The 12,705-nt window shown below is 61.7% G+C and carries 4 protein-coding genes, 3 pseudogenes and 1 other annotated feature; of the genes and pseudogenes, 5 read left to right on the top strand and 2 right to left on the bottom strand.

What is annotated here, in order from left to right; genetic code table 11:
- The 4 genes and pseudogenes from BJF87_RS18340 to BJF87_RS18355 form a co-directional block, all read left to right on the top strand.
- Nucleotides 1-131: pseudogene (locus tag BJF87_RS18340) on the top strand (integrase core domain-containing protein); the annotation flags it as partial.
- A 48-nt stretch (nucleotides 132-179) separates the two neighbouring features.
- Nucleotides 180-1,432 (top strand): IS3 family transposase gene (locus tag BJF87_RS18350; protein WP_139319551.1). Its coding sequence is split into 2 segments (ribosomal slippage): nucleotides 180-474 and nucleotides 474-1,432, totalling 1,254 coding nucleotides; the frame shifts between segments, so codons are not numbered across the junction.
- Nucleotides 464-595, top strand: a sequence feature (AL1L pseudoknot). (Overlaps the previous gene by 132 nt.)
- Before the next feature lie 53 nt (nucleotides 1,433-1,485).
- Nucleotides 1,486-1,593 (top strand): annotated as a pseudogene (locus tag BJF87_RS25920) (IS481 family transposase); the annotation flags it as partial.
- A gap of 319 nt (nucleotides 1,594-1,912) precedes the next feature.
- Nucleotides 1,913-5,095, top strand: coding sequence for a DUF3427 domain-containing protein (locus tag BJF87_RS18355; RefSeq protein ID WP_262339048.1), 3,183 nt, complete (start codon nucleotides 1,913-1,915; stop codon nucleotides 5,093-5,095).
- Nucleotides 5,096-5,171: 76 nt separating this feature from the next.
- Here BJF87_RS18355 and BJF87_RS18360 read toward each other — a convergent pair whose 3' ends face one another.
- Both BJF87_RS18360 and BJF87_RS18365 read right to left on the bottom strand, forming a co-directional pair.
- Nucleotides 5,172-7,337: a DEAD/DEAH box helicase gene (locus BJF87_RS18360; RefSeq protein WP_262339049.1), complete on the bottom strand. Its 2,166-nt coding sequence runs from the start codon at nucleotides 7,335-7,337 to the stop codon at nucleotides 5,172-5,174.
- A complete protein-coding gene (locus BJF87_RS18365) occupies nucleotides 7,334-12,397 on the bottom strand; it encodes an AAA domain-containing protein (RefSeq protein WP_262339050.1) in 5,064 nt (1,687 codons plus the stop codon). Before BJF87_RS18365 ends, BJF87_RS18360 begins: the two co-directional genes overlap by 4 nt.
- Nucleotides 12,398-12,554: 157 nt before the next feature.
- Here BJF87_RS18365 and BJF87_RS26905 point away from each other — a divergent pair.
- Nucleotides 12,555-12,705 (top strand): annotated as a pseudogene (locus BJF87_RS26905) (ISL3 family transposase); the annotation flags it as partial.

Here is a 12,705-nt window from a genome sequence, read left to right on the forward strand (position 1 = left end):
GCACCTGCACCGAGCTCGGAGTCACGGCGAAGTACACACGCCCCTACCGGCCGCAAACCAACGGCAAGATCGAACGGTTCCACCGGACCATGGCCGCCGAATGGGCTTTCGCCCGGCACTACCGGTCTGAACCGTCCTGGGTCTGGTGGAGACCGTGATCTCACCAGGAGAATGCCGGTATGGCTGAACCAAGGAAGTTCGATCCAGAGACCCGCGAGCGGGCTGTGAGGATGTATCACGACCACCTCGCCGAGCACGGCGGCGCGAAACTCGCCGCCCGCGAGCATGTAGGCGCGCTGCTCGACATCAACCAGGCAACGTTGCGCAACTGGATCGAGAAGGATAAGCCGATTGTCACCACACGGGGAACGACGACGGTGGGCGAACAGGACGCCGAACTGGCTGCGCTTCGCAAGGAGAACGCCGAATTACGCAGGGCAAACGAGATTTTGAAGACCGCGTCGGCGTTTTTCGCAGCGGCGGAGGTCGACCGCCGACTGCGGTGATCGTCGACTACATCGACGCTCACAAGGGCCGGTTTGGGGTCGCCCCGATCTGCCGAGTGCTGACCGAGCACGGCGTGCAGATCGCCCCATCCACCTACTACGCCCGCAAACACGCGGGTCCGGTCTCGGCAACACAAATGGCCGAGGCGTACGACGCCCATACCGTCTACCAGGCGTTTCAGCGTAATCGCGGCGTGTACGGCGTTCGTAAACTGTGGCACACGATGCGCCGTGAGGGCCGGGTGATGGGCCGCGATCAGGTAGGCCGGCTGATGGAGATCTGCGGCATCACCGGAGTCGTGCGCGGCAAGCACCGCACAAGCACGACCCAGCGTGATGATCGCGCGCCGCGCCATCCTGATTTAGTGGATCGGCAGTGGTCGCTGCCGTCGCGTCCGGACCAGTGGTGGGTGGCGGATTTCACCTACTGCTGGACGCTGTCGGGATTCGTCTACACAGCGTTTCTGGTCGATGTGTACTCGCGACGGATCCTGGGTTGGCGGGTGATGACGAGCAAGACGACACCGCTGGTGACCAGCGCTCTCGAGCAGGCCCTGTTCACCCGAAGAAGGACCGACTTCTCCTTTACTGCAACAGGTTTGATTCATCACAGCGATGCGGGAAGTCAATACACCTCGTTCGCGTTCACCGAGGCGCTACGCGACTCCGGCCTGGCCGGCTCGATCGGCTCAGTTGGCGATGCCCTGGACAATGCGTTGATGGAATCGACGATCGGGTTGTACAAGAGCGAACTCATCGACCGCCAGCGATCCTGGACCGGACGAGCCGAGGTCGAACGCGAAACCGCCGCATGGGTGCATTGGTACAACACCGAACGGTTGCACTCGGCAATCGGCTACTGCCCGCCGGTCGAGTACGAGACGCGCTACCGTGAGACCGTCGCCTCCGAAGCGGAGGTGGCCTAAACCAGGTCTCCATCCGACCCAGGACGGTTCAGTCCGAACAAGCCCGACGCGCAGCGTTGCCAGGATGGTTGCACACCTACAATCACCACCGGCAACACTCCGCCATCGGCCGGAACGTTCCCTTCAGCCGCTTGACCAACGTCCCTGGGCAGTACAGTTAGTCGCCCACCTCCGCAACTCCTCCCTGGACCGCATCGACATCGTGGTCAGCTTCATTAAGATGTCTGGGCTTGGTCTACTCACTGGTGCACTCGGTGATGCGTTGGACCGGAGCGCGGTTGTCCGAATTCTGACGACCGACTACTTAGGCCTCACCGAGCCTCTCGCCTTGGCCAGGCTGCATGACCTGGCCGATGACTACCCAGGCCAGCTGGCGGTCAAAGTCTTTCAAGATAGTGAAACGAGCTTCCACCCGAGGCGTATCTCTTCTACTCGTCCGCTGCAGGCGGTGGCGAGGCAGCATTTGTGGGGAGCAGCAATTTGAGTCGCTCCGGCCTTAGCGGCGGGATCGAGTGGAGCCTGCACGTCGGGTCAATCGAGGATCTCAAGCGCGGCTTCGAGGACCTATGGTCGGATCACCGCAGTATCCCGCTGACGAATCAGTTGATCGCCGACTACCGACCTGCGCCACAGCACGTTCCGGCCGTCATCGAAGTTGTAGATTCACCGGAACCGGTGCCGTCTCCCCGACCGATTCAACTAGAAGCCCTAGAAGCACTCGCGCGTACCCGCGACGAAGGGTTTAGGGCCGGAATGGTCACCCTCGCTACGGGGTTGGGGAAGACCTGGCTCGCCGCCTTTGATGTTGCCCGCTTCGGCGCACCAAGGGTGCTGTTCCTCGCGCACCGCGAGGAGATCCTCATCCAAAGTCGGGACGTGTTCAGACGCCTGATGCCTACGGCCAGCATGGGACTGTATTTCAGTGGACACGACGACTATCGGGCTGACGTCGTTTTCGCCTCGGTACAGACTCTGTCGCGCAATCTCGCGCTGTTCGACTCAGAGGAATTCGACTACATCGTCGTCGATGAGTTCCACCATGCGGCAGCCACTACCTACCGTGCCGTGCTTGACCACTTCACCCCCCAGTTTCTGCTAGGTCTCACCGCCACGCCCGACCGGATGGACGGCGCAGACCTATTGGCGCTGTGCGCAGATAACCACGTGTACGACTGCGACCTCGTAGACGGAATTCGAAGGTTCGAGCTAGTCCCCTTCCATTACTGGGGAGTCCCGGACCCGGTGGATTTCGAGCCAATCCCATGGCGCAACGGACGGTTCGACCCCGAGGCGCTTGAAGCGGCATTTGCTACCCAGGATCGCGCTCAAGCAGCGCTCGACGAGTGGCGATCACGGAAGGGGCAGCGCACGCTCGCATTCTGTGCGTCGAAGCATCACGCCGACTTCATGGCTGACTTCTTTGCTGATCGTGGTGTCCGCTGTGCATCCGTTCACAGTGGTCCCTCCAGCGCGCCCCGTAACGAGACGATCGACGCTCTGCGGGACGGTGAGCTCGAAGTGGTGTTCGCAGTTGACCTTTTCAACGAGGGCCTGGACGTGCCTACCATCGACACCGTCCTGATGCTTCGCCCGACAGAGTCATCCATCATCTTCCTGCAGCAACTTGGACGTGGACTCCGGATCTCGGAGGGCAAGGACGCGCTGACTGTCATCGACTTCATCGGCAACCATCGTTCGTTCCTGTTGAAACCAAGAACCATTCTTTCTCTCGCGAAACGCACCGCGCCAACAACGCTGCAGGTCCTCCGAGCCATGGAGGACGGCGACTTCGACCTCCCCCCTGGTTGTTCGGTTGACTATGAGCTCGTCGTGGTCGACATGCTTAAGTCATTGACCCGCACGACAGCATCCGACGCTGTCGAGGAATACTGCCGTTCGTATCAGGAGGATGAAGGACTTCGACCGACAGCGGCACAGACCTTCCGAGCAGGACACGACCCAGCGACCGTCTCATCAAGGCACGGTGGTTGGTTTGGCTTCTTGAATACGTTGGGACTCCTCGGACCCCGACAGGAAGCCGTCTACTCTTCCCACGCCGACGTGCTCCGAGCAATCCAGGTCGAGGACATCACGAAGTGCTACAAGCTGATCGCGATGCGGGCGCTGTTGCACGACGGGCGATTCTGTACTGGGGACTCAGTGGCGAACAATGCGTCGACATCACGGCAGCTGCTGTTAGCGGACCCACGTCTCGCACGCGAAGTGCCTCAGTCCCAGTTCCCCGACCTTCAGCAAGCACCCGAGCAGGAGTGGAGGTCGTACTGGCTCAGCTGGCCTCTTTCTCGGTTGACCGGCGCGGACGGCTCGTCGTCGCGCCGGGACCACTTGTTCCGTCTGGACGCGGAACGCTTAATCCCAAACTTCAACATCGCACCCGATCACCGGGACGTCTTCGAGAGTATGGCGGCCGAACTCATCGAGTATCGCCTCGCCAAGTATCTCCTTAAGCAGGACGCAGGTACCAAACGCCGATGGCCCTGTCGGGTGGCACTCGTCGACGGCCTCCCGTCGGTACTACTTGATCGACGACAGTACGCCGACCTTCCGGCCGGCGACGTGAAGTTGGTGGCCGAGGGTGCCACCTATGAAGCCGTCTTCTCCTCTGTCGCAATCGACGCCATCCGCGCAGGCGGAAACGAAGATTTCGCACCCCGATTGCTCAAACGTTGGTTCGGCCCGACCGCCGGGTATCCCGGGCACGTACATACAGTCGAACTTGTACAAGAGGACGGTCAGCTCACGCTCCGGGAAAATCGTGCTGATGACGGTGGCCGCGTGGAGCTTCCGTTGTTCGGCAGCTTTACTACCGCGATCGGAGCTGGCCCGGCTTCGGGGTCACAAGGCACAATCCGCTCCAGCATCGCTGTGCGCGAGCGCACGGATATCGACCTCTCGTCAGGCAACCAGTTCGTCTGCTTTGCTGATGCGGGAGCGCTAGATCCGAGCGGCGGAGTTCTCGCTGGCGAACCACTTCTGTTCGAGGGGGGTTCGGCCGCGTCTCCGACGGAACTCATCGGCGAAACGATACTCGCCGAGGTTGAACATGGAGGTCAGTCGAAACGGCAGCTGGCGACGGTCAGGAAGATCGACAGCAACCTCGTGCTGGAGTCGGCGGACGGATCGAGACACATCACCACCGGAGCAGACGTACTGCAAGCGGCACGTCTCGTGACCGAACTCTCCGAGAGTGACATCAATCCTCTAGCAGATCGAATCGGCGACCAACTCAAGAGCTTTGACGTACCGGAGCTCTACGGGGAAACCTACAATCCCGGCAACTGGCGGTCCGGACATGTATCGCTCGCGCGACACGCCGTTCTGTTCGTGACCCTTGAGAAGCGTTCGGACAGCATCCAATACGTCGAGCACTTCGAGGGTCCGGATCTGTTCGTATGGAGTTCGCAGAACTCGACCAAACCCGAAGGTAAGAAGGGCCGAGAAATTCTTAGGGCTCCAGCCACCGGAAAATCTATCGAGCTGTGGATGCGTCGCAAGCCGAGCGACCCGTTCACATACCTTGGTCGCGTAATTCCACTGGGGCGAGAGGGTTCGCAGCCGATGACAGTCAAGTATCGGCTGCTCACGCCGCTGTCCGGAGAACTTCGACGGCGTCTGAACTTCGATGAACACAACCGCGCGTAACGCCTAGCCCCTACGCGGTATAACCGCATCCACGTCAGGTCACCGTCGACAAGGTCGGCAGTGACCTTCCGCTGGCTTACGCCTGAACTTCTGTGGGCATCGTCCTGAGGCTCGCGATCGGCTGACCGGACTTCTTCACCTTCCACAGCGACCAACCGTCGACGGTCGATCGCTCGGAATCCCCATAAAAGCGGAGTTGCGCGAGAGCTGCCTCATCGGGGCCCTCGAACTTGCGGCGGCCGACAATCGCGTAGTCCAGAACGACGCTCCAGTCGCTGGTGTCGAGCACTGCCCCAGGGACGAACCCGCCCTCGCACTCCATGTAGATGGCAACCCTGTTGCCTGTTCCCCGGTTTCGGGGGCGGTCGGACGTCTTAGTTGGAAGCTGAATTCTTCGAGTGCCGAACGGCTTCTGCGGTCCCTTCTTAACGTCGACGTGCGCTGAGTTGTCACCTGCGCGGTGGCTCGGATGTTCGACTAGTGGTGGATCATGCCTCTGGCCTAGTTCAGGTTCCCTGACTGATGTTTGGTTTTGCCCCTCTATATGCTCCGCGCGGGTGGCTGCCGAGCCGTCATCCGACACCCTGGATGAGACCCCAGGTAGCTGGATCCTCCCCAGCGCGTCGTCGCCTAGCTGCACAACCTCGTCGTAGGTTCGGTCGAGCTGAGCCGCGATGCTGCTGTTGTCGAGTGGCTCCTCCCCATCGAGACCGAACCGCCGAATCAGAATCTCAGCTTCATCAGGGCCCAAATCGACGATCGCCCGCAGGATCTCGTCGACGCTTTCACATCGATTGAACCGCACCGCACTCGTGACGACGCTTCGAATGTGCGCACTAGCTCGCTGAATGATGGCTGCGCTCTGCGCAACCGTGGCCGTTGCAGTCTCAGCGAGTTCTCGGTCGTTCTCGGTGAGCGCCTGGCCCTCGTGGTCTTTCACTTCGGGTAGCCACTCCTTCACCACTGCTGGGACGCTGTGGACCTCCACAGTTTCGAGGTTTTGCGCGATCTCGGTGAGCTGCTCGAGGAAGGTCCCGTGTGCACCGTTCTTCGGGTCTTCGGAGCTGCCCTCGGCGTAGAGAATGACGAACACCGCGGCGCGTCCGTCGGCCTTTGGTCGGAGCACTCGACCCATTCGTTGGATCATCTGACGCCGAGTGCGACTCGCAGCGAGGACGATCGCAACGTCCGCTTCAGGGACGTCGATACCTTCGTCGAGAACACGGGGAGCGGCCAAAGCCGTGAGGCTTCCGTGCTTGAAGCGACGAAGGAGCGCGATTCGCTCATTCCGGGTGAGGTCGCTCGTGTATGGCGCCGCTGCGATTCCAACTTTTAAGAGAGTTTCGGCTGCAGAAGCGGAGGCCGACATGGTCTCAGCGAAAACTAGCGCCCTACTCGACCGTTCGAGTAAAGGCGCGATCTCGGCGAGTGCCTCCTCTTTGCCGGAGATCGAGGCGAGAAGGTCACGGCGGTCGGAAAATGCTTTGAGGTATCGCCGAGCGGATCTGACGGAGGCGTCGCCGCTAAAGTCGTCCTTCGCCAACATTTGAACGTCCTGCAGAAACGATCCGAACGGCTCTGCGCGGCAGCCGAATCTGCCGATCAGGTTGGTTCGCTCACCGCGGGCAATCTCGTCTAGGTTGTCGTAGCGTGCCCTCTCACGTGGCGAGAACGGTACGGGCACGAGAGCCACGTTTACTGGTGCGAGGATGCCGTCCTTGTACCCACGCTGGTAGGTACAACCGGAGATCACGTTCTCAAAGAACGGCAGCAACACTCGGTCGATGCCGTCGTCCGAGCGTTCCAACGTCGCAGTCAAACCAAGGCGGTGATCGAACGAACTCGTCGAGAGGACTTTCGCGAAAGAGTCCGCGGCGTAACGGTGTACCTCGTCGGCGACGATAAGCGACCCCGCCGGCGGCTTTTCGGCAGCAGGCATTACGGCCGACTGCACGGTGGACACGATCACATCGAATTGACGGAACGAGTCCTGATTGGCATCGCCGCGTCGCCCCACTCGCAAGGCGCCGCTTGCGCCCACGAGCCGTTCGTGCCATTGGCGGAGCAAATCTCGCGATGGCACGACGACGAGGACCCGGCGCCCCTCGGCCACGGCCTCTAGGGTGGCGGCGATTCCGACTTCAGTCTTTCCTGACCCGGTAACAGCTTCGATGACTGCCCGTCGCCCATGCTTGCGCCATTCGTCGAGCGCCTCTTTTTGCCAGGCGCGCAGCGGTTTCAAGCTTTCGACCCCCTCGAGCGGACCCACAGCATCGTGCCGGCTTTGGTCATCTCATCCAGCTCGCCGTCCTCGACCAACGCATCCAGCACGTCGCGCGTAGCGCTCTCGTCGAGTTTCGAGATGTGGCACGCACGGTCGATCGTCAGTGGAACGCTCGGCCACGCGGCCGCCACCAACACGTTCCGAAGTGTCCCTTGCGCTGAGGACGTGGCGGGCGTCGGGCTCTCGCTCTCGGTCTCGGATGCAGCGCGACGCAATAAGTCGTCTCGAGCGTTCACGCCCAGCTTGTAGTCGGACTCATCGTGCCGGCGCTTAGCGCTCTCGGCGAAAAGGTCGCGTAGTACCCGTTCAACCTGCGGTTCAGGAACCTGGAACTGCGCCGCGAGTTCCCTCGATTTCATCGATCGATAGTGTGGCGCACCGGCAACAATCGCGTCCCGGAGACTTTCGTCCGAGATCCGAATGTAGTCAGCCTCGGACGGCAACCTCTGTTCGACGGTTGTCACCGCAGAGTTCTGCTCAATCGGCAGCGACGTCTTTTCTACGATTGTTTCGACGGGGGTGGTGTCGGATAGTGCCCCGTCATCCGGCTCGTCACCGGGGTTCTCAATGGGAGGCACCGGCGGTCCATCATCCGTGGGACTGTCTAGCCCATCGGCGCCGCCGCCGACGACGGTCGAGACCGTTGACGGACTGTGCGAATGCTTCAGGCCGGGTTCGATTCCCAGTCGGTCGAGTTCGGTCCAGAGCGACGACATGGCTTCGATGCGGTCTGCGTAGAACTCGGATTCACGCACTCGCCAGAAAGTCCACCCGCAACGTCGAAGCTCGATCTCACGCTCGAGATCTTCCCGAAGCTGTTCGGGTGTCGTGTGGAACGCGTCCCCGTCACACTCGACTGCCAAACGCGACGCACTGCCGGTGACGACGAGGTCGATTCGACGGTTGTTCACCGGGATCTGCGGATTGACGTGGTATCCCCTAGCGACGATCTCGTTGAACACTCGCTGTTCAAAGAGACTGTCGAAACGCGGATCTCGCACGTCGTTCGACACGTTCTCTGGTACTGGTGCCGTTGTTGCTGGTGGCCGCGAGGTCATGTGCTCAAGAAGTGACCTACGAAGATCCGTTGAACTCAATCGATCCACCGTTACGGAATGGAACAGCCACATCTGGTCTTTCGCCCGCGAAGCACCAACGTTGAATCGCTGTTCGAATTCGGTGCGAGTAAGTGGCACAAATCTCTGCTCCGGCGCCACGACTAGGGACATGAAGATTACATCCCGCTCATCGCCCTGGAAGTCTGGCGGAGTTCCGACACGGAAGCGACGCTCTTCCCACTCATCTTCCGAAACGTGTCCGCGCAAAGCGTTCTGGATCGCAGTAACCTGTGCCTGCCCTTGCAGGACGACGACTCCCATCGTCTTCCCGTCGTACTGCGGGTCATCGAGGCAGGAACGCACCTGGTCGGCTATGGCCAACGCCTCGGCCTTGTTGACGAGTGTGGCGTTTTTGCCGGCAACTGCCGCGCCGGAGACGTACGTACTCCGGAGCGGTGGCAGGCGGTCTGAACCGAACTGACGGACCGGCACCAGCGGAGCGTCCCGATAGAACTGGTTGCTTGACCAGCTGATGATCTCCGGCATCGACCGAAAGTGCTCCCGGAGACGGACGACTTGGCCAAAGCGTGACCGCAGGAGCGAGAAGAGACTCGACCGTGGCGTGAACGTATTTCGGACGTGGTCGGGAAGGTCGCCAAGGTAGTTGTCCAGGCGCGTGAACACGTCGTCGAGGCCACCGAGAGCAACTTCGCTTGGCGTGCACTGCTTGTCGTCGCCAACGACGATCACTCGCGGTGCGAGCCACAGAAGGTAGAGATTCGTGATGTCGACCTGGCTGGCTTCGTCCACGATGACGACGTCGAAGGCGCCTGGCTTGGGCGGGATCGACGCGAGCACCTGTTGCGTAGGCATGACCCACGCCGGCACAGCGCTTTGCGCCTCCTGCATCGCCATGCGGGCCGCCTGCCGGAACCTCTCAGCGTGCTTGCCGGTTCCCTTTCCGATGCTGCGAATGTGATCGCGGTAGGCCTGAAGCGCCGTAACCTCGGTGGCGCTCATGCGCTCGAGAGCGCTCTTCCACGCCCGTTCTGCCGCCAATCGCGCTGTCAGAGAGCTGATATCAGATGTTGTGGCGTCGAGTTCACTGCTGAGCTGCGCCTCCCGGCCGGGAGTCCGCTGTTCCTGAACCCACTCGAACACGCGACGCCAGTGCCACGCTTCATCAATGGTGTCGAGGCGAACACTCAAGCCCGGGTCAGAGAGGTGACACTGGAGTTCATCGAGTAACAACGGGGCTGCCGTTCGCACACGCTGCACAAGAGCCTGGCACTCGTTGTGTTCGCGCTGTTGTTGCTGCGCACGCAAATACGCGCTCACCGCTTGACTGAACTGATGAGCGGATGCTGCTCGAACGCTCTCGGTGAGCTCGCGAGCTTCAGGCGCTGGCGCCGGCCCGAATGCGTTGCCAAGCACATCGGCGATGGCAGTCAGTTCTTGGCGGGCAGTTCTTCGCTGCAGCTCGAGTGTGATTGCTGATGCCGCTTGAGACAGTGTGTCGGCGTCGTCGATGCTGCGGACGGACAGATGCCGCCGAGTGTTCTGATAGAGGGTGTCGGTGAGCGCGCGGCAGCTTGCCACCAAGCGTTCGATCGACCCGAGGTGACGACGCAGGATGACGAGGTTGTTCACCTGCGCCGTACGCGAGGAGTCGGCGGCGAGGTGGACGCCGAGGTCTGCAAGGATTCGCCGTGCGGACTCGACGGCGTCAAGTCCTTTGAGGTGTGCGACGACGATCTCGAGCTCTTCGGCTCGACGCACCGGATCGCCGTCGACAATCAGCTCAAGTTCGAGTTCGTCATACGCCTTCTGCTCGGCGGAACGACGGAATCTTCCCTTCCACTCGGCACCATCCTGCAAGCGGGCGAACCATGCCTCTACCGTCTGGAGGGCCCTACGTGACACGCCGGGTGCATCGACCGCAACGCTACCAACGGCTCGGTCGCACCGGGTGGCGCCCTCGACGAGGGTGTCGAGTTCCGGAACCCGCGCCCACAGATGGTCAATCTCACTTGCGAGCACGCGGTTTGCGAGCTGCTGGTAGTCCGGAGGCAGCGCACGGACGATGTCGACCGCTTCCCTGAGCGTGCCGCACTGGAGCAGGACCTGCTCGGCGGTTCCGCTATCGACACTCTCGATGATGTCGACAAGATCTTGAGTCTGAGCTGGAAGATCCAGCGGCGGGCGGTGGACCGCGTCGAAGAGGTTGGTCATGCGATCAGCACTCGGCAGCAGGCTGTCCAGTGCCGGCAGCATCTGCTCTGCACGGGTCCCATGCTCGGGCGTCTGCAGCTCGAGGAGACGGACCAGTTCCCGGAACTCTCCGGGGGCAAGAGGCGGTTCCGCGGCGTACAACGGGCCGGGAAGCCACGCATGCTTCTCCCGCTGCTCCTCCAACCGTCGCACGATGGCGGCCAGCGTCCCGCGGTATCCCGGAGCGACTTCGGGATGCAGGTATGTCTCGGATTCCCGCAGCGCTCGGATCGACTCGAGGACTGTCGATCGACGTGCCAGCGCTTGCTCGCGCTTGTCGGTGAGGTCGGCGATCGTCCGTTCGGACGCCTCGGGGATGAACGAGGTCTTACGCTCAGCGATCGTCGCAACGCTTCGATTGAGTTCCTGCGAACCACCACGGGCCAGGTCCGTGATGGACACGCACAGTTCCTGCATGTCCGCCGGCAGTTTGTCGCGGAGCACTTGCAGCGCCTGTGACTTCTCACTCGTCACCAGCACTCGTTGTCCCCGCGCAAGGAGCGCGGACATCAGGTTCGCGATTGTGTGCGTCTTACCAGTACCGGGTGGGCCTTCCACGACGACGCCACTGTCGCCGCCGAGTCGCTCAATGATCTTCGACTGTTCGGCGTTGGCGGGCAGCGGAAACAGAGGGTCCTCGGCAAGCTCGCTCGGCGCGGTAGCCCCGGTGGACTCAAGCCACGCGACGCGCTCATCAGCCTCGATCGCGGTCACGAGCTGCGCTAGTCCGAGCGGCGTCTTCGCAGACACCTCTTCGGCCTGGCTGATCATCTGGTTGTAGTACTCGACCAGCGCAAACGCGCCACGCTTCCGCAAGACCAGCGCAGGGGCGAGGGCGAGCGAGACCTCACCGGTGGTCGTAGGAGGTTCGAGCTCGTCGGTGACCGGGATTTCCAGACCGAGCGCACGAGCCGCCCATGTCTTGAGGAACACCTGGATCGACTCGTCAAGGGGTGAGCTCGACTCCCTGAGCTGCGTAAGGAGTGTCCGGCTCCCCGATTGGTCGAAGATCTCGAACCCGGTGAGGAGCTCGCTATCTTCCAGTCGACAGGACGAGAGCTCGACGAACCTCACCAAGAGGTCACCTGTGGTTTCGTCCCGCTCGATGGTCGCTGCCTGCGTGACGAGATGGGTATTCACACGCGACCCGTCCGCGAGCTTCGACGGGAGGGACAGAAGTCCTGATGCGACGACGAGCTCCACCGACTCAGGCCTCGCCGTGAGCTCATGCATCATGTCGGTCAGTGCTTGGTAAAGCTCATGGTGAGGTCGACGCTGCCGATCCGTCTGGGCCCACATTGACCATTCGTGGTACCAGCGCTGGTACGCGGCGCGAGCTTCAGCAATCTCGGATTCAGACGCCGAACTATTTGGACTGGACTCTCGGAATTGAGGGCCGGCGGTAGCGCTGCTGCCGACAGCTCCTGGATCGTCAACCCAGGTCAGAAGCGTCTGAGGCAGCTCGGGAGGCTCTTCGAGATGCACTCGCGGTGCACGAACAACCACATCGCCGGCCGTTGCTGCACGTTCGACCTGGTAGGGCGTGCTACCAGGGAAAAGCCAGTGGTGCTCCTCGTGGTCCTCAACCCTCAGCACCGGTCGTGTCCGGGCCTTCACCATCTCCCGGAGGAACTGCATCAATCTGCCAACGCGATCCTTGAGGTCGACGTCGTTCTCTCGACTGGCCACTAAAACGGCTCTTCCTGATTGACGGTGCGTAGAACGGGTTCTACCGGGCACAAGATGTAGGTCGGGTTCGGCGGCGGCGAGCCGGGGATGCGGGCGGGTCCTGTGGTGTGAAGATGAAAGCCCCTACACCTCATCACTCACACCGACAGGACCCTCGTTGCAGCGTAGCGCCATTGCCGACACGATTTGCCGCACGATCGAACTCGGGGTGACGATCACCGATGCCGCTCTCGACGGCGAGGATCGCACACACCTGTTCTGCGAGGTCTTGGCCCCGAAGAGTAGCTGCCCGAGGTGCGAGCGGGCGG

The sequence above is a fragment of the Gordonia sp. CNJ-863 genome (genome assembly GCF_001942325.1).
GTDB classification, from domain to species: Bacteria; Actinomycetota; Actinomycetes; order Mycobacteriales; family Mycobacteriaceae; genus Gordonia; species Gordonia alkanivorans.